16 protein-coding genes and 1 tRNA gene are annotated in these 16,555 nt (G+C 71.3%); 5 read left to right on the forward strand and 12 right to left on the reverse strand.

Annotation, left to right across the window (positions count from 1 at the left end):
* Positions 1–228 precede the first annotated feature (228 nt).
* From ACIBTU_RS04785 to ACIBTU_RS04805, 5 genes are all read right to left on the reverse strand, one after another.
* The gene (locus ACIBTU_RS04785) at positions 229–1,692 is read right to left on the reverse strand and encodes a peptidoglycan D,D-transpeptidase FtsI family protein (protein ID WP_399124439.1); all 1,464 of its coding nucleotides are present in this window, start codon (positions 1,690–1,692) and stop codon (positions 229–231) included.
* Positions 1,689–3,116, reverse strand: a complete 1,428-nt coding sequence (locus ACIBTU_RS04790) for an FtsW/RodA/SpoVE family cell cycle protein (RefSeq protein WP_399124440.1) — start codon at positions 3,114–3,116, stop codon at positions 1,689–1,691. Before ACIBTU_RS04790 ends, ACIBTU_RS04785 begins: the two co-directional genes overlap by 4 nt.
* A gap of 24 nt (positions 3,117–3,140) precedes the next feature.
* Positions 3,141–4,682, reverse strand: coding sequence for a Stp1/IreP family PP2C-type Ser/Thr phosphatase (locus ACIBTU_RS04795; protein ID WP_399124441.1), 1,542 nt, complete (start codon positions 4,680–4,682; stop codon positions 3,141–3,143).
* A 131-nt stretch (positions 4,683–4,813) separates the two neighbouring features.
* Positions 4,814–5,329, reverse strand: coding sequence for an FHA domain-containing protein (locus ACIBTU_RS04800; RefSeq protein ID WP_399124442.1), 516 nt, complete (start codon positions 5,327–5,329; stop codon positions 4,814–4,816).
* 10 nt (positions 5,330–5,339) lie between these two features.
* Positions 5,340–6,191 carry an FhaA domain-containing protein gene (locus ACIBTU_RS04805; protein WP_399124443.1) on the reverse strand — a complete coding sequence of 284 codons (852 nt, stop codon included), beginning with the start codon at positions 6,189–6,191 and terminating at the stop codon, positions 5,340–5,342.
* Between the two features lie 391 nt (positions 6,192–6,582).
* On the opposite strand from ACIBTU_RS04805, the gene ACIBTU_RS04810 reads away from it, so the two are divergent.
* Positions 6,583–6,666, forward strand: a tRNA-Leu gene (locus tag ACIBTU_RS04810).
* Between the two features lie 224 nt (positions 6,667–6,890).
* Here the strand turns inward: ACIBTU_RS04810 and ACIBTU_RS04815 are convergent.
* Positions 6,891–7,544, reverse strand: coding sequence for an FMN-dependent NADH-azoreductase (locus ACIBTU_RS04815; RefSeq protein WP_399124444.1), 654 nt, complete (start codon positions 7,542–7,544; stop codon positions 6,891–6,893).
* A 129-nt stretch (positions 7,545–7,673) separates the two neighbouring features.
* Here ACIBTU_RS04815 and ACIBTU_RS04820 point away from each other — a divergent pair, with 129 nt between their 5' ends.
* The 4 genes from ACIBTU_RS04820 to ACIBTU_RS04835 all read left to right on the forward strand — a co-directional run bounded on the left by ACIBTU_RS04820 (position 7,674) and on the right by ACIBTU_RS04835 (position 11,151).
* A complete protein-coding gene (locus ACIBTU_RS04820) occupies positions 7,674–8,063 on the forward strand; it encodes a winged helix-turn-helix transcriptional regulator (protein WP_399124445.1) in 390 nt (129 codons plus the stop codon).
* 166 nt (positions 8,064–8,229) lie between these two features.
* Positions 8,230–9,741 (forward strand): DUF2252 domain-containing protein, encoded by a 1,512-nt coding sequence (locus ACIBTU_RS04825; protein ID WP_399124446.1) that lies wholly within the window; start codon positions 8,230–8,232, stop codon positions 9,739–9,741.
* Positions 9,742–9,773: 32 nt separating this feature from the next.
* On the forward strand, positions 9,774–10,772 hold the full coding sequence (locus ACIBTU_RS04830; protein ID WP_399124447.1) for a hypothetical protein: 999 nt from the start codon (positions 9,774–9,776) through the stop codon (positions 10,770–10,772).
* 31 nt (positions 10,773–10,803) lie between these two features.
* A complete protein-coding gene (locus ACIBTU_RS04835; RefSeq protein WP_399124448.1) occupies positions 10,804–11,151 on the forward strand; it encodes a rhodanese-like domain-containing protein in 348 nt (115 codons plus the stop codon).
* 110 nt (positions 11,152–11,261) lie between these two features.
* On the opposite strand, the gene ACIBTU_RS04840 is transcribed toward ACIBTU_RS04835, so the two are convergent.
* The 6 genes from ACIBTU_RS04840 to paaA all read right to left on the reverse strand — a co-directional run bounded on the left by ACIBTU_RS04840 (position 11,262) and on the right by paaA (position 16,350).
* Positions 11,262–12,428, reverse strand: a complete 1,167-nt coding sequence (locus tag ACIBTU_RS04840; RefSeq protein WP_399124449.1) for an acyl-CoA dehydrogenase family protein — start codon at positions 12,426–12,428, stop codon at positions 11,262–11,264.
* 173 nt (positions 12,429–12,601) lie between these two features.
* Positions 12,602–13,699, reverse strand: a complete 1,098-nt coding sequence (gene paaE, locus ACIBTU_RS04845; RefSeq protein WP_399124450.1) for a 1,2-phenylacetyl-CoA epoxidase subunit PaaE — start codon at positions 13,697–13,699, stop codon at positions 12,602–12,604.
* On the reverse strand, positions 13,699–14,277 hold the full coding sequence (gene paaD, locus ACIBTU_RS04850; protein ID WP_399124451.1) for a 1,2-phenylacetyl-CoA epoxidase subunit PaaD: 579 nt from the start codon (positions 14,275–14,277) through the stop codon (positions 13,699–13,701). Before paaD ends, paaE begins: the two co-directional genes overlap by 1 nt.
* Complete coding sequence (gene paaC / locus ACIBTU_RS04855; protein ID WP_399124452.1) at positions 14,271–15,026, reverse strand: 1,2-phenylacetyl-CoA epoxidase subunit PaaC; 756 nt, start codon at positions 15,024–15,026, stop codon at positions 14,271–14,273. Before paaC ends, paaD begins: the two co-directional genes overlap by 7 nt.
* Positions 15,023–15,337 carry a 1,2-phenylacetyl-CoA epoxidase subunit PaaB gene (gene paaB, locus ACIBTU_RS04860; protein WP_399124453.1) on the reverse strand — a complete coding sequence of 105 codons (315 nt, stop codon included), beginning with the start codon at positions 15,335–15,337 and terminating at the stop codon, positions 15,023–15,025. Before paaB ends, paaC begins: the two co-directional genes overlap by 4 nt.
* Complete coding sequence (paaA, locus tag ACIBTU_RS04865; protein WP_399124454.1) at positions 15,334–16,350, reverse strand: 1,2-phenylacetyl-CoA epoxidase subunit PaaA; 1,017 nt, start codon at positions 16,348–16,350, stop codon at positions 15,334–15,336. The genes paaB and paaA overlap by 4 nt, the downstream gene beginning before the upstream one ends.
* Between the last annotated feature and the right edge of the window lie 205 nt (positions 16,351–16,555).

Genomic DNA, 16,555 nt, shown 5'->3' on the forward strand with positions numbered 1-16,555 from the left:
GTTACCTACCAGCCCTCTCCGTCGGTTCCGTCCGTCCCGTGCGGGGTCGGGCGGTGTGCCGTCCGGCATACCGTACCCGTCCCACCCGACGTGACCTGGCCAGCGTCGGGAGCCGTGACAGGACCGGTATCGCCACGTGCGACTTCGTGAAGAACAGGTGACCGGGCTCACATGAAGAGGTGAACCCGGCCGAGCCTGACGATGCGTACGTCACATCCGTCACGTACGTCACTTCTTGCCGTTGATGACCGCTTCCATGACGCTCTTCGCGATCGGGGCGGCGAGACCACCACCGGAGATGTCACCGCGATCGGCGTCACTGTCCTCGACGACGACGGCGACGGCCACCGGGGTTCCCGAGCTCGTCTTCGCGTACGAGACGAACCAGGCGTACGGGGTGCCCTCGTTGTTCACACCGTTCTGCGCGGTACCGGTCTTGCCGCCGACCGTGGCGCCCGGGATCTGCGCCATGCGGCCGGTGCCGCTGGAGACGACCGTCTCCATCATCGACTGGAGCTTCTGCGCGTTCTCCTTCGAGAGCGGGCGGCTCATCTCCTTGGGCTCGTGCTTCTCGATCGTGTCGAGGCTCGGCGACTTGAGCTCGTCGACCAGGTACGGCTCCATCAGGGCGCCGTCGTTGGCGATCGCGGCGCCGACCATCGCCATCTGGAGCGGCGTCGCCGCGGTGTCGTACTGGCCGATGGAGGAGAGCGCCGTCTGCGACGGGTTCATCTCCTTGTCGAAGTTCGAGGCGTTCGCGCGGACCGGGACGAACTGCTCCTCGTTGAAGCCGAACTTCTCCGCGGTCTCCCGCATCTTGTCCGTGCCGAGGTCGGAGCCGACCTTGCCGAACACGGTGTTGCAGGAGACCCGCAGGGCCTCGCGCAGCGTCGCGTTCTCACACGGCAGGTCGCCCTCGTTCTTCAGCGGCGTCGTCGTGCCCGGCATCGTCCAGGGCAGCGGCGACTTCGTGCGCTGGTCCGCGTCCGAGTACAGGCCGTGCTCCAGCGCGGCCGCGGCGGTGACCAGCTTGAAGGTGGAGCCGGGCGGATACGTCTCGCGCAGCGCCCGGTTCATGAGCGGCTTGTCCTTGTCCTTGTTGAGCTTGGAGAAGGTCTCACCGTCCTTGAGCAGGTTGCCGGCGAAGGACGACGGGTCGTAGGAGGGCGTCGAGGCGAGCGCGAGGATCTTGCCGGTGGACGGCTCGATCGCGGCGACCGCGCCCTTGCCCCGGTTCTTCAGGCCGTCGTACGCGGCCTTCTGCGCGGCGGCGTCGAGGGTCGTGACGACATTGCCGCCCTCCTTCGGCTTGCCCGTGATCATGTCGAGCGTGCGGCGGAAGAACAGCCGGTCGTCGTTGCCGGAGAGGATGCCGTCCTCGAGGTTCTCGATCTGGCTGGCGCCCACGACCTGCGAGGAGTACCCGGTGACGGGGGCCCACATGGGTCCGTTCTTCCAGGTCCGCTTGTACTTCAGGTCGGTGTTCTTGGTCTTCACCGACCCGGTGACCGGATTGCCGTCGACGATGATGTTGCCGCGCGGCGTCGAGTAGCGGGCGATGAGGACGCGGCGGTTGTCCTTGTCCGAGGCGAGGGTGTCCGCCTTGACGTACTGCAGCCAGTTGTCCCGGATGAGCAGGGTCAGGATCAGCAGCCCGCAGAAGATCGCGATACGGCGCAGGGGCTTGTTCACGGTCGGACCACCTGGGTCATCTCGGCGTCGGGACTGGGAGCGGGGGCGGGCGCGGGCCTGCGGGCCGTGTCGCTGATGCGGATCAGGATGCCGATGAGCGCCCAGTTCGCGATCACGGACGAACCGCCGTACGCGAGGAACGGCATCGTCATACCGGTCAGCGGGATGAGGCCCATGACACCGCCGGCGACCACGAAGACCTGGAGCGCGAAGGCGCCGGACAGGCCGACGGCGAGCAGCTTGCCGAAGGGGTCGCGGGCCGCGAGGGCGGTCCGTACGCCGCGCTCCACGATCAGTGCGTAGATCAGCAGCAGCGCCATCAGACCGGCGAGGCCCAGCTCCTCGCCGAAGGTGGCGAGGATGAAGTCCGAGTTCGCGGCGAAGCGGATCAGCTCGGAGTGGCCCTGGCCCCAGCCGGTGCCGAGGGTGCCGCCGGAACCGAAGGCCCACAGGGCCTGCATCGCCTGCTCGGAGTGGCCGGCCACGTTCTGCCGGCTGAGCATGAACTCCTTCATCGGGTCGAGCCAGGCGTCCACACGCTGCTGGATGTGCGGCTCGAAGCTCGCCACACCCACGGCGCCGACCGCGGACATCATCAGACCGAAGACGATCCAGCTGGTCCGCTCGGTGGCGACGTACAGCATGATGACGAACATTCCGAAGAACAGCAGCGACGTACCGAGGTCGGTCTCGAACACCAGGATGAGGATCGAGATCGCCCAGACGACGAGGATCGGCCCGAGGTCACGGCCGCGCGGCAGGTACATCCCCATGAAGCGACGGCTGGCCAGCGCCAGCGCGTCCCGCTTCACCATCAGGTAGCCGGCGAAGAAGACCGCGAGGACGATCTTGGCGAACTCGCCGGGCTGGATGGAGAAGCCGCCGACGTGGATCCAGATCTTCGCGCCGTAGATGTTCTGCCCGAGGCCCGGGACCAGCGGGAGCAGCAGCAGGACGATCGCGCCCAGCATCGAGATGTACGTGTAGCGCTGCAGGACGCGGTGGTCCTTCAGGAAGATCAGCACGACGATGAACAGGCCGATGCCCATCGCGGAGTACATCAGCTGCCGCGGTGCCGCGTTGCCCGCCTGGTCGATGGACTGCAGCAGCTTCGACTGGTCGAGCCGCCAGATGGCGACCAGCCCCAGCCCGTTCAGCAGCGTCGCCAGCGGCACGAGGAGCGGGTCCGCGTACGCGGCGAACTTCCGTACGACGAGGTGCGCGACGCCGGCCATCAGGCCGAGCCCGAGCCCGTAGCCGAGCAGGCCCGCGGGCAGCTCGCCGTCGATGGCCAGGCCCACGTTGGCGTACGCGAAGACGGGGATGACCACGGCGAACACGAGGAGCGCCAGCTCGGTGTTGCGCCGGCTCGGCGCCCCGATGGCGCCGATGGTCGACGTATGGGTCGTGGAGTTACTGCTCATGGCGTGCTGAGGCCCCCAACGGCTCTACTGCTGTGCGCACGCCTTGGCCAGCTGCTGCTCTTCCTCGGAGAGAGTGGGGCCAGGGGTGGGCTTGGGAGATTGCGATGACTTGGGCTTGCCGGACGGAGTCTGCGACGGGCCGGGCGAGGGTGCCTTGCGGAACGAGGCCTTGGACGCGGTGCCGCCCGAGGTCGTGCCGCCCGCTTCGCCCTCACCGGACTTCGCGTTGCTCTCGCTCTCGGCCTGCTGCCGCTCGGCCTGCTTCCTGCACGCGGTGGCCTGCGCCGACAGCTCGACGATCTTGTCCTGCGCGGCCGCCAGGTCGCCTTGGGCGATGGTCGACTCGACCTGCTTGCGCTGGTAGGGCGGCAGGTACTTGAGTTCGATCTCCGGGTGGTCCTTCTCGACCGCGGACAGGTTCACCCAGGCGAGGTCCTGGTTGATGCCGCGGTAGAGCGCCACGTGCTCGTCGTTCGAGCCGACGAAGTACTGGGTCTGCGTCCAGCGGTAGCCGCCGTACAGGCCGCCGCCGATGACCGCGAGCGCCAGGACCGAGTACAGCGAGCGCTTGAGCCACTTCCGGCCGCGCCGAGGCTTGATGAAGTCCTCGTCCGCGTACGCGCCGAAGCCCCCCTCGGGTGCGTAGCCGACGCTGTCGCCGCTGCCGGGCGGGCCGAACTCGCCGCCGCCCCCGCCCGGTCCGGGCGCGGGCCTGCCGAGGCCCGCGGCCCGTCCGGCCGGGGTCTCCATGGCGCCGCCGTCGTGCGGCTGGTGCTGGTTCTCCGCGACCGCGCCGACGATGACCGGGGCGTCCGAGAGCTGTCCCGCGAGGGTGTCGCCGCTGTCGATGTCGAGGACGTCGGCGATGATCACCGTGATGTTGTCGGGGCCGCCGCCGCGCAGCGCCAGCTGGATCAGGTCCTGGACCGTCTCCTGCGGGCCCTGGTAGCTGGCGAGCGTCTCCTCCATCGTCTGGTGCGAGACGACGCCGGACAGGCCGTCCGAGCAGATCAGGTACCGGTCACCGGCGCGCACCTCGCGGATCGACAGATCCGGCTCGACGTGGTCGCCGGAGCCCAGCGCACGCATCAGCAGCGAGCGCTGCGGGTGCGTGGTGGCCTCCTCCTCGGTGATGCGGCCCTCGTCGACGAGGCGCTGCACCCACGTGTGGTCCTGTGTGATCTGGGTCAGCACGCCGTCGCGCAGCAGGTAGGCGCGCGAGTCGCCGACGTGCACGAGGCCGAGTCGCTGGCCGGTCCACAGCAGGGCGGTCAGGGTGGTGCCCATGCCCTCGAGCTGGGGGTCCTCCTCGACCATCATGCGCAGCTGGTCGTTGGCCCGCTGCACGGCGGTGCCGAGCGAGGTCAGGATGTCGGACCCCGGCACGTCGTCGTCGAGCGCGACGATCGTGGAGATCACCTCGGAGCTGGCCACCTCGCCGGCGGCCTGGCCCCCCATGCCGTCGGCGATCGCGAGCAGCCGGGGACCGGCGTAGCCGGAGTCCTCGTTGCCCTCGCGGATCATTCCTTTGTGCGATCCGGCGGCGAAGCGCAGTGACAGACTCATGCGCACCTCGCCCGTCGGCTCCGGGTACATCCGCACGGTGCCCACCCTCCGGTCGGGAGCGCGCCGAAGTCCCCCGCGGGGACTGCCGCGCCGGCTCGCTCGCTCCGCTCGCGCTCATTCATGACGTAGCACTACTTCCGCAGCTCGATGACGGTCTTGCCGATGCGGATCGGCGCGCCCAGCTGGATCGGCTGGGGCGTCGTGAGGCGGGTCCGGTCGAGATACGTGCCGTTGGTGGACCCGAGATCCTCGACGATCCACTGGCCGTCCCGGTCCGGGTAGATCCTGGCGTGCCTGCTCGACGCGTAGTCGTCGTCCAGCACGATCGTGCTGTCGTGCGCGCGGCCCAGCGTGATGGTCTGCCCCTGCAGCGCCACCGTGGTGCCCGTGAGGGTTCCCTCGGAGACGACCAGCTTGGTCGGGGCGCCGCGGCGCTGGCGGCCGCCGCCCGACTGCTGCTGGCGTTGCTGCGGAGGCGCGGCCTGGCGCGCGGCCTGCTGGGCCCGCCCGCTCTCACGCCGTGCGCCGCGCTGTGTGACACGCGTGCCGAACAGGTCGCTGCGGATGACCTGGACGGCCACGATCACGAACAGCCACAGAACGGCCAGGAAACCCAACCGCATGACCGTCAGGGTCAGCTCTGACATTGCCCCCGCTTCACCCTTCGGCTTGCCGATAAACGATGGTGGTGGAGCCCACGACGATCCGCGAGCCGTCGCGGAGCGTAGCGCGGGTGGTGTGCTGCCCGTCCACCACGATCCCGTTGGTGGATCCCAGATCCTGGATCGTCGAGGGCGTTCCGGTCCGGATCTCGCAGTGCCGGCGCGATACGCCGGGGTCGTCGATCCGCACGTCGGCCTCGGTGGAACGGCCGAGCACGAGGGTGGGCCGGGAGATCTGGTGCCGTGTGCCGTTGATCTCGATCCAGTGCCGCGTACGGGAGCCCGGCATCGGGCCCGCGCCGGGGCGCCGGTCCGCGGCGGCGGGCCCCGAGGGGGCGTGCGCCGGGCGGCCGGGAGGCGGTGCGGACGGCATCGGCGGTGCGGCGGCGGGCGGGTACCCGTAGCCGCCCGGCGCCTGGGCGGGCCGGGGTGCGGCACCGGGGTGCGGCTGGTCCGGCCGGTCCTGGCTGGTGGACGAGGCGAGGGTGCGGCTGCGCACGCGGTACAGACCCGTGTCCAGGTCGTCCGCCTTCTCCAGATGGACCTTGATGGGGCCCATGAAGGTGTAGCGCTGCTGCTTCGCGTAGTCGCGGACCATGCCGGACAGCTCGTCGCCGAGCTGGCCCGAGTACGGGGCCAGGCGCTCGTAGTCGGGCGCGCTCAGTTCGACGATGAAGTCGTTGGGGACGACCGTCCGGTCCCTGTTCCAGATCGTCGCGTTGTTGTCGCACTCGCGCTGGAGGGCGCCGGCGATCTCGACGGGCTGGACCTCGGACTTGAAGACCTTGGCGAAGGTGCCGTTGACCAGCCCCTCGAGACGTTGCTCGAACTTCTTCAGGACTCCCATGGGGCACCTCCTCCTTCGTAGCCGTCCTGCTTGTCGCTGTTGCCTTGCTCGCTCGTGCTGCCTACTTGGTACTGCTTACTGATCGTATCCACGCGTCGGGAAATCGGCTGGTTCCCCCTGTCCGCCCGGTCGATGAGTGTCGACGCTCACAGCCCCTGCCACGCCCCCGTCCACAGGGATCGTAGAGGGGGTCTCGGGACAGTGTCCCGTACCCGGCTGTGGAACCGGTCGGACCGGACGTGACTCGTGGGCCGTCGCCGGTCGCCGTGGCCCGTGACCGCAGGTGCCCGCCGGAAACGGATGTGAATCCACCCTCCGCAGCGTGCTAATCTTCTGCATGTCGGAAGGCGCCGCGGCCCGAAAGGGAGCGGAGCCCGAGGACACACCCAATGCGCGGGTGGCGGAATAGGCAGACGCGCTGGATTCAGGTTCCAGTGCCCGCAAGGGCGTGGGGGTTCAACTCCCCCCTCGCGCACACAGCCGAGACGGGCTCATCGTGAAGACGATGGGCCCGTTTCGTGTTTCCGTAGATGTACTTGTTTCCGTAGATGTACTTATAGGTGCACTTGTAGATGTGTCCTGTCTCACGTCGTGCCGATGTGCGGTGTGAGACAGCCGAGAGCCCCGCGGGCCGGGAAGGTCCGCGGGGCTCTGTCGTGCCGCTCCGTCGTGCCGGTCCGTCGTACCGGCGGCGGAGGGTCAGGCGGCGTGCCGGGCCGCCGTCTCCTTGCCCTTGCGCTGCGCGTCCAGGAGGGCCTTCTCGCGGGAGGCCTCGTAGAGCGGGACGAGCTCGGCCATCGCCGGGTTCTGCGGGGCCATCGTCAGCTCCGGGACGATGAAGTCGAGGTCCAGGGCGAGGGTGTCGCGCAGGATGGCCTCCAGGTAGTTCTGCACGTACTCCATGCCCTCGCGCGGGGTGCCCGGCGCGTAGGAGCCGCCGCGGCTGGCGACGACCGTGACCGGGGTGCCCTTGGCGGCCGGGGCCTCCACGCCGGCGGTGCGGCCGAACAGGATCACGTTGTCGAGCCAGGCCTTCAGCGTCGACGGGATCGAGTAGTTGTACATCGGGGCGCCGATCAGGATCGCGTCCGCCTGCTCCAGCTCCTCGATGAGCTTCACGCGCTCGGCGAAGGCCGCCGCCTGCTCGGGGGTGTGCGCGGACGGATCGGAGAAGCCGGCCAGGTGGGCGTGGGCGCTCAGGTGCGGGACCGGGTTCGTGTCCAGGTCGCGGTAGACGACCGTGCCCTCGGGGTGCTGCTCCTGCCAGGCCTTGCGGAAGGTGTCCGTGACCGTGCGCGAGGACGACGCGGGGCCGGCGAGGAGGGCGGAGTCGATGTGCAGAAGCGTGGCCATGAGGTCTCTCCCGGAGGTGAGGGTGTCGCAGTCACGCCGCGAAACGTGCTGCAGATGAGTATGTAGCTATTGATAACACAGGTACTTACTTTTTTTCATCCCCGTACGGGAACGCAGTACGCTGGAGGCATGGCGGGTAACGGGGAAGTCGCGGGAGCCGAGGCGCGGGCGGCCGTGCCCGGGTCGTGTTCGACGGTCGGCATCGGGATGACGAGGGTCTTCGCGCTGCTCGGAAAGCGCTGGACCGGGCTGGTCGTGGCCGTCCTCATGGAAGGGCCCGTGCACTTCTCGGATCTGCGCCGGGCGATCCCGGGGATCAGCGAGCGGATGCTCTCGGACCGGCTGACCGAGCTGGGGGCCGCGGGGCTCGTCCTGCGAGAGGTCGACGCGGGGCCTCCGCTGCGGGTCGCCTACCGGCTGACCGAGGCCGGTGAGGCCTTGCAGCCGGCGCTGCGGGAGCTGGGGGACTGGGCGGAGCGGTATCTCGGGGTGCCCGAGGGCAAGGCCTGCTCGGAGTAGATCTCAGGGGCTGTTCTCCCGGCTTCGGGTGCCTTTTCTCTCGCCTTCGGGTACCTGTTCTCCCGGCTTCGGGTGAGGGGCTTGTGCACAGGCCGTGGGTTTTCCACAGGCTCTGACGGGGAGTTTCGCGCGGCGGTACGGTCGTGACCGATCAGAGTTCACAGGGATGCGCCGGTCAGGGCGAAGCACGGGGGAGGCGGTCGGCGTGGGCGGACCCGGGGACACAGTGGCGGCGGTGCCGCGGCAGGGTGACGGGCAGGACTTCGGTGCGGGCGGGCGGCTGCCCCGGGTGCCGGGATTCGCGCGGTCCGGCGGTACGGGGGACGGGGCGGCCGGAGTCGCCGCGCCCAAGGAGGCCGGGAAGGCGCTGCGGCGCGGTGTGCCCCGGTCCTCGCACGCGGACTTCGCACCGGACGCGGGCCGGCCGGACGCCGTCGCCGCCGTCGAGGAGTCGGGGCGCGGCCGGATACCCGAGCTGACCCCGCTCCGGGTCGGGCGGATGGTCGCGACCCCCTTCGCCTTCCTGCGCGGCTCGGCCGGCCTCATGGCGTACGACCTGGCGCGCACGCCGGTCACCGGCATCGGCGCGCAGATCTGCGGCGACGCCCACGCCGCGAACTTCGGCCTGTACGGGGACGCGCGCGGCGGACTCGTCATCGACCTCAACGACTTCGACGAGACCGTGCACGGCCCCTGGGAGTGGGACGTGAAGCGGCTCGCCACGTCACTGGTGCTCGCCGGGCGCGAGGCCGGCGCCGACGAGGACACCTGCCGCAAGGCCGCCCACGACAGCGTCGGCGCCTACCGCCGCACGATGCGTCTGCTGGCGAAGCTGCCGGCGCTGGACGCGTGGAACGCGATCGCGGACGAGGAGCTCGTCTCCCACACCGACGCCCATGACCTGCTCGGCACCCTGGAGCGCGTCTCGGAGAAGGCGCGGAACAACACCAGTGGTCGCTTCGCCGCGAAGTCGACGGAGGCGGTCCCGGGCGGCGGTCGGCGGTTCGTGGACGCGCCGCCGGTGCTGCGCTCGGTCCCGGACGCCGAGGCCGCGGCCGTCGCCGCCGCGCTCGGCCCGTATCTGAAGACCCTGTCCGAGGACCGGTTGCCGCTGCTGGGGCGGTACGCGATCCACGACGTGGCGTTCCGCGTCGTCGGCACGGGCAGCGTCGGCACGCGCTCGTACGTGGTGCTGCTGCTCGATCACCGGGGCGAGCCGCTGGTGCTGCAGGTGAAGGAGGCGCGGCCGTCCGTGCTGCTCCCGCATCTGCCGGCCGTCGGCTTCGCGGCGCCGGAGGTCGGGCACGAGGGGCAGCGGGTGGTGCTCGGGCAGAAGCGGATGCAGGTGGTCAGCGACATGCTGCTCGGCTGGACGACGGTGGACGGACGGCCGTTCCAGGTACGGCAGTTCAGGAACCGGAAGGGGAGCGTCGATCCGGCGGCGCTCGCCGCCGACCAGGTCGACGACTATGCGCGGATGACCGGCGCACTGCTCGCCCGCGCCCACGCGCACAGCGCGGACCCGCGGCTGGTCGCAGGCTACTGCGGCAAGAGCGAGGAGCTGGACGAGGCCGTGGCGGCCTTCGCCGTGGCGTACGCGGACCGGACCGAGGCGGATCACGGGGAGCTGGTGCGGGCCGTGCGCGAGGGGCGGACGGCGGCCGAGACCGGGGTGTGAGCCCTGGCCGGGACAGGGCCTAGGCTGGACGGGTGACGACCCCGGAGAGCGACGTGGCAGAGCAGCAGGCAAAGGGGCGGCCCACGGACGGGCAGCCCGCGGGCGGCTCGGCCGAGCAGGCTCAGGAGCGAGCGGAGCAGGCTCAGGAGCGGGCCGAGGCGGCTCAGTCGCCTCAGGAACCTCAGGAGCCGCAGGCGCCTCAGGAGCAAGGCGGGGCGGCGGCTTCTGGCGAGCGGCCCGAGCCGCAGCCTGCGGGGCGGCCCGAGGAGCGGCTCGAGCGGGCCGTGCGGGCTGCTGAGCAGGCGCTGATCGAGTTCGAGATCGCGGTGGAGACGTTCCGGGTCGAGGTGGAGAACTTCTCGCGGCTCCACCACCAGAAGCTCGGGCCGATGTACACGCGGCTCGACGAGCTGGAGGCGCTGATCGCCGAGGCGACCGCGGCCCGGACCGGTGACCCCGAGGACCGGGCGAAGGCCGAGGAGGCGCGGGCCCGGGTCATGCCGATGCCGGGCGTCGAGGAGCTGTTCCACGGCTGGATGGACGGGGACGGGCTGTTCCCGGAGGCCGTCGCCATGCTGACGGATCAGCCGGTGCGGCCGCCGCAGCGGGTGCGCCCCAGCGAGGAGGCCCGCAAGCTCTACCGCGAGCTGGCCCGCAAGGCGCACCCGGACCTGGCCCAGGAGGAGACGGAGCGGGCCCGGCGCGACGAGTTCATCGCGCGGGTCAACGCGGCGTACGGGCGGGGCGACGAGGCGCTGCTGCGCGAGCTCGCCGAGGAGTGGGCCGCGGGGCCGGTGCCGCCGGAGCGGGAGCCGTCGCCGAGCGAGGAGCTCTACGCCCGCCTGGAGTGGCTGGCGCAGCGCAAGGAGCTGCTCACGGTCGTGGCCCGGGAGCTGGAGGAGAGCGCGATCGGCTCGATGCTGCGGATGGCGCCCGACGATCCGGACACCCTGCTCGACGAGATCGCCGAGCAGCTGCTCGCGCAGGTCGCGGAGCGTGAGGCGGAGCTGCAGCGGCTCACCTCGGCCTGAGCGCGTTTCCTCTTCGGGTAGCGTCGGACGCATGGTTTTCGGTTCTGGTGTTCCCACGGTCGCGGTCGACGAGCTCTCCGAGGGGGACTTCCTCCTCGATGTCCGTGAGGACGACGAATGGCGGGCGGGGCACGCCGAGACGGCGCTGCACATCCCGATGAGCGAGTTCGTCGCCCGGTTCGGTGAGCTGACGCAGGCGGCGCCGCAGGACGGACGGGTCAACGTGGTCTGCAAGGTCGGCGGCCGGTCCGCCCAGGTGACCGCCTACCTCGTGCAGCAGGGCATCGACGCGGTGAACGTGGCCGGTGGCATGGAGGCCTGGGCCGCGGCGGGACGGCCCGTCGTGGACGGCGACGGCAAGCCGGGCGCGGTGCTCTGACCTCTTCTCCGGATACATGGCTGAGTGAGGGCCCCGGTTTTCACCGGGGCCCTTTTTTCGTGCCGGGTCGGGTTTTCGTGGCGGGGTCGGTTCTCGTGCCGGGGCTGATCTCAGCTCAGTGGGTGGGCGGCCAGCAGGTCGCCCAGGGCCTCCTCGTGCGCGGCGGCCGGGCCGAGCGAGAGCTCCAGGTGTTTGGCCCAGGCGTGATAGCGGTGCAGCGGGAAGTCGGTGTCCGCGCCGAAGCCGCCGTGCAGATGCTGGGCGGTCTGCACGATGCGGCGTACGCCTTCCGAGGCCCAGGTCTTGGCGACCGCCACGTCACCGGCGACGGGCAGTGCGCCCCCGGCCTCGCTGCTGATGCGCCAGGCGGCCTGCCACAGGGTCGCCTCCATGGCCCGCAGGTCGATGTACCGGTCGGCGGCCTGTACGGCGACGGCCTGGAACGTGGCGATGGGGTGGCCGAACTGCTCGCGCTTGCCCGCGTAGTCGCTGGTCATCCGCAGCGCGCCGGTGCCGAGGCCCAGGGCGAGGGCGCAGGTGCCGGTGGCCAGGAGGTCGTGCAGTCGGGGCCATGCCTCGGGGGTCTCGATCATGTCCCGGGCCGCGACGCGTACGCCGTCCAGGCGGAGCTCGGCGAGACGCTCGCCGGTGGTGGAGATCTGCTCGGCGAAGGTGAGGCCCGGCGCCTGTGTGTCCGGCCCGGGGAGGATCGCGAGCATCGGCGTGCCCTCGCCGGTGTGCACCGGGACGAGGATCCGGTCGGCGTTGAACGCCCATGGCACCGCCGTCTGCGCCCCGTCCAGGATCCAGCCCGCCGGCCCGTCGGCCCGGTCCCCGGGAGTCTCTTTTCTCGCGGTGACCGCGAGTTCGGCCGGGTCGTGGCCGGTGCGGCCCGCCGACGCGACGCTCAGCACGAGCTCTCCGCGGCCCGCGCCGGGCAGCAGCTCCTGCTTCAGCTCAGCGCTGCCGTGGGCCTGTACGGCCGTCGCGGCCGCGCAGTGCTCGAGCAGCGGCAGCCGGGCCAGGACCTGCGCCGACTCGCGCAGCACGAGACACAGCGCGACGGCGTCGAGCCCGGCCCCGCCGTACTCGGGCGCGATCAGGAGGCTCAGCAGATCGGCGTCCGCGGCCTTGGCCCACAGGGCGCGGTCGAAGTCCTCGGCCACGGCCCCCGGGGTGAGCGAAGGGCTGGGCACCCCGTCGGGAGCGACCGGTGCGAACACCGCCTTCGCCGCCTCGACGGCCGCCTGTTGCTCCTCGGAGAAGGTGAAGTCCACCGGCTGTCCCTCCCGTGCCTGCCCCGGCCGCTCTGCCTCGATCCACCGGGCCTCAGCGGAATCTGACGGAGCGTCAAGATAGAACAGGTTCTACGAGAAGGGAACAGGAGGCAGGTTCTACGAGAGGGGAACAGGAGGAAGGGGCAGGAGGAAAGGCCGGGCGGCGTCCGAGGTCAGCGGTCGAAGTCGAGCTCCACCTTCTCCGTGGTCGGGTGCGACTGGCAGGCCAGCACATAACCGGCCTCGGTCTCCTCGGTCTCCAGCGCGAAGTTCCGGTCCATCCGGACGGACCCCGAGACGAGGAACGCGCGGCAGGTACCGCAGACCCCGCCCTTGCAGGCGTAGGGCGCGTCCGGTCTGTTGCGCAGGACCGTGTCGAGGAGGGACTCGCCGTCCTGGACGGGCCAGCTGCCCGCGCGGCCGTCGAGCTGCGCGGTGACCGTGGCGTGGGCGGGGGCTCCGGTCGCCGACGCGGGCCGGGTCGCGTCCGGCGCGTCGTCCACATGGAAGATCTCCTCGTGGACGCGGTCCCGCCGCACGCCGAGGTCCCGCAGAGTCCGCTCGGCGCTCTGCACGAGCCCGTAGGGGCCGCACAGGAACCAGCCCGAGATCCGCTCGACCGGCAGCAGCGCCGGCAGCAGGGCCGACAGGCGCTCCTGGTCGAGGCGGCCCGAGGCGAGACCGGCCTGCTGCTCCTCCCGGGACAGCACGGTGACCAGCTGGAACCGGTCCGGGTACCGGTCCTTCAGGTCGGCGACCTCCTCCAGGAACATCGTCGAGGCGGTGGTGCGGTCGCTGCGGATCAGGCAGAACCGGGCATCGGGCTCGCGCGCCAGCAGCGTCGCCGCGATGGAGAGCACCGGGGTGATCCCGCTGCCGCCGACCACCGCCGCGTAGTGCCCCGGCGCCGGGTCGAGGACGAAGCGCCCGGCGGGCGTCATCACCTCCACCTCGTCGCCCACGCCGATCTCCTTGTGGGCGTACGTGGAGAAGGCGCCGCCGTCGACCATGCGGACGCCGACCCGCAGCGTGTCCGGCGCCGTGCCGGCCGGGGCGGGGGAACAGATCGAGTACGTGCGGCGGATCTCGGCGCCCTCGGTGGCGGCGTCCGCCGTGCGGCGCAGGGCGAGGTGCTGGCCGGGGGTGAACCGGTACGCCTCGCGCAGCTCATGCGGCACCGCGAAGGTCAGTGCCACCGAGTCGTCGGTGAGCCGGTCGACCGCGGCGATCCGGAGCCGGTGGAAGCGGGCCCTTCCCGCTCCTTGTGCCATCACAGCTCCTTGAAGTGGTCGAAGGGTTCGCGGCAGGCCAGGCAGCGGCGCAGGGCCTTGCAGGCGGTGGACGAGAAGCGGCTGAGCAGCTCGGTGTCGGTCGAGCCGCAGTGCGGGCAGGCGAGCGGCTCCTCGGCCGGCGCGTCCGCGCCGGTGCGGCGGGTCGGGCTCAGCGTCAGGGCGACGGGTCCGGCGGGGGCGCGGGTGGTGCGGGGCGGCGCTATGCCGAACTCCCGCAGCTTGCGGCGCCCTTCGGGCGTGATGTCGTCCGTGGACCAGGCCGGGCTGAGCACCGTGCGGACCGTGACCTCGGGGATCCCGTGCTCGTGCAGCACGCGCTCGATGTCGTCGGACATCGCCTCGATCGCGGGGCACCCCGTGTACGTGGGGCTGAGCTCCACCTCGACGCGGCCGGGCCCCAGGCTGTGCACGGCGCGCAGGACGCCGAGCTCGGTGAGGCTCAGCACGGGCAGCTCGGGGTCGGGCACGGAGCCCGCGAGCCGGCGCAGCTCCGCCTCCAGCGGCGTCTCGGCAGGAGACCCGAGCGGGGTCTCCTGCGCGTGGGCGAGGGTCACCATGACGCCCCCGGGTGACTGCGGTGCAGGTGCTGCATCTCGGCGAGCATCCGCCCGAAGGACTCGGTGTGCAGGCCCTGGCGTCCGGCGCCGGCGCGCCAGGCGCCGGTCTGCGGGCTCGCGGGTACGGCCAGGCCGGCGCGGCGGAGCACGTCCGTGACCTGCTCCGTCCACGTCTCCTGGATCTCCTGCCAGTCGACCGGCAGTCCGGGAACGGGCTGGAACAGCTCGCCGGTGAAGCGCCACAGGGCGTCGACCGCGCGCTGCGTACGGGCGTGGCTCTCGTCGGTGCCGTCGCCCAGGCGCAGCGTCCACTGCTCGGCGTGGTCCTGGTGGTAGGCGACCTCCTTGACCGCCTTGGCGGCCAGCGGCGCGAACGGGGAGTCCGTCGCGGCCAGTCGCGTGTGCAGCAGCAGCTGGTACGTGGAGAAGAAGAGCTGGCGGGCGATGGTGTGCGCGAAGTCGCCGTTGGGCTGCTCGACCAGCTGGGTGTTGCGGAAGGCGCGCTCCTCGCGGAGGTAGGCCAGCTCGTCCTCGTCGCCGACCATGCTCAGCAGGACGCGGGCCTGTCCGAGCAGGTCGAGCGCGATGTTCGCGAGGGCGACCTCCTCCTCCAGGACCGGGGCGTGGCCGGCCCACTCCCCCAGGCGGTGCGAGAGCACCAGGGCGTCGTCGCCGAGGGCGAGGGCGGCGGCCGCGGTGTCGGTCAGCGGCTGCGTCTCAGAGGTCCGCGTCTCAGGGGTCTGCGTCACAGGTGCTTCACCCCTTCCGGGATCTCGTAGAACGTCGGGTGGCGGTAGGCCTTGTCGGCCGCGGGCTCGAAGAAGGGGTCCTTCTCGTCCGGCGAGGAGGCGGTGATCGCGGCGGAGGGCACGACCCACAGGGAGACGCCCTCGCCCCGGCGGGTGTACAGGTCCCGCGCGTTGCGCAGCGCCAGCTCGGCGTCCGGGGCGTGCAGGCTGCCCGCGTGGGTGTGGGACAGGCCGCGGCGGGAGCGCACGAAGACCTCCCACAGGGGCCAGTCCGTGCCGCCCTGCGCCGCGGGGGTGGGGGTCTCGCTCATGCCGCCCTGCCTTCCTGTGTCGTGGCCTTGGTGGAGTGCTTGGCCGCGTGGGCCGCGGCGGCCTCGCGCACCCAGGCGCCCTCTTCGTGGGCGCGCCGGCGCTGGGTGATGCGCTGCTCGTTGCACGGCCCGTTGCCCTTCAGGACCTCCTTGAACTCCGTCCAGTCGATCGGACCGAAGTCGTGCCGGCCGCGCTCCTCGTTCCACCGCAGCTCGGGGTCGGGGAGGGTGAGGCCGAGGGACTCGGCCTGGGGCACGCAGATGTCCACGAAGCGCTGCCGCAGCTCGTCGTTCGAGTGGCGCTTGATCTTCCACTCCATGGACTGCGCGGAGTGCGCCGACTCGTCGTCCGGCGGGCCGAACATCATCAGGGAGGGCCACCACCAGCGGTCCACCGCGTCCTGCGCCATCGCGTGCTGGGCCTCGGTGCCCCGGCTCAGGGCGAGCAGCAGCTCGTACCCCTGGCGCTGGTGGAAGGACTCCTCCTTGCAGACGCGGACCATCGCGCGGGCGTAGGGCCCGTAGGAGCAGCGGCACAGCGGCACCTGGTTCGTGATCGCGGCGCCGTCCACCAGCCAGCCGATGGCGCCGACGTCCGCCCAGGTCAGCGTCGGGTAGTTGAAGATCGAGGAGTACTTCTGGCGGCCGCTGTGGAGCTTGTCGAGCAGCTCGTCGCGGCTGGTGCCGAGGGTCTCGGCGGCGCTGTAGAGATACAGGCCGTGGCCTGCCTCGTCCTGGACCTTGGCCATGAGGATGGCCTTGCGGCGCAGGGAGGGGGCGCGGGTGATCCAGTTCGCCTCGGGCTGCATGCCGATGATCTCGGAGTGCGCGTGCTGGGCGATCTGGCGGACCAGCGTCGCGCGGTACGCGTCGGGCATCCAGTCGCGGGGCTCGATGCGCTCGTCCGCCGCGACCGCCGCGTCGAAGACGGCCTGGAAGCCGGCCTCGCCGAGGTCGGCGGCCTGGTCCGGCCGCGTCCCGGCTGCCTGGTGGTGCGGGGCTGCTGTCGCCATTCCCGATCCCCTCGACCTTGGGTTCCCGACGGGGCCGGGGGCTCCGTCAGCGCCCGACCGATCGTTCGGTTCGTCGAGTTCAATGGTGGGACCCGGCGCCGTAGGGTGTCAACCCTGAACAGTCCGCCTGTGGACAAGTCCGGTCTGCACCGTCCCTTCACCTGTGGAAAACCGCGGTCGGCTGTGTTTGGCGCTCGCTCCCCAG

The sequence above is a fragment of the Streptomyces sp. NPDC050145 genome (assembly GCF_044460245.1).
Classification (GTDB): domain Bacteria; phylum Actinomycetota; class Actinomycetes; order Streptomycetales; family Streptomycetaceae; genus Streptomyces.

What these genes read in the sequence shown, in the direction of transcription:
- ACIBTU_RS04825 (WP_399124446.1), top strand. Translation starts at nt 8,230, where the DNA reads ATGCGCCGGTCAGGGCGAAGCACGGGGGAGGCGGTCGGCGTGGGCGGA.
- ACIBTU_RS04815 (WP_399124444.1), bottom strand. Translation starts at nt 7,544, where the DNA reads ATGGCCACGCTTCTGCACATCGACTCCGCCCTCCTCGCCGGCCCCGCG.
- paaA (WP_399124454.1), bottom strand. Translation starts at nt 16,350, where the DNA reads ATGGCGACAGCAGCCCCGCACCACCAGGCAGCCGGGACGCGGCCGGAC.
- paaD (WP_399124451.1), bottom strand. Translation starts at nt 14,277, where the DNA reads ATGGTGACCCTCGCCCACGCGCAGGAGACCCCGCTCGGGTCTCCTGCC.
- ACIBTU_RS04790 (WP_399124440.1), bottom strand. Translation starts at nt 3,116, where the DNA reads ATGAGCAGTAACTCCACGACCCATACGTCGACCATCGGCGCCATCGGG.
- ACIBTU_RS04820 (WP_399124445.1), top strand. Translation starts at nt 7,674, where the DNA reads ATGGCGGGTAACGGGGAAGTCGCGGGAGCCGAGGCGCGGGCGGCCGTG.
- paaE (WP_399124450.1), bottom strand. Translation starts at nt 13,699, where the DNA reads ATGGCACAAGGAGCGGGAAGGGCCCGCTTCCACCGGCTCCGGATCGCC.
- ACIBTU_RS04835 (WP_399124448.1), top strand. Translation starts at nt 10,804, where the DNA reads ATGGTTTTCGGTTCTGGTGTTCCCACGGTCGCGGTCGACGAGCTCTCC.
- ACIBTU_RS04795 (WP_399124441.1), bottom strand. Translation starts at nt 4,682, where the DNA reads ATGAGTCTGTCACTGCGCTTCGCCGCCGGATCGCACAAAGGAATGATC.
- ACIBTU_RS04800 (WP_399124442.1), bottom strand. Translation starts at nt 5,329, where the DNA reads ATGTCAGAGCTGACCCTGACGGTCATGCGGTTGGGTTTCCTGGCCGTT.
- ACIBTU_RS04805 (WP_399124443.1), bottom strand. Translation starts at nt 6,191, where the DNA reads ATGGGAGTCCTGAAGAAGTTCGAGCAACGTCTCGAGGGGCTGGTCAAC.
- paaB (WP_399124453.1), bottom strand. Translation starts at nt 15,337, where the DNA reads ATGAGCGAGACCCCCACCCCCGCGGCGCAGGGCGGCACGGACTGGCCC.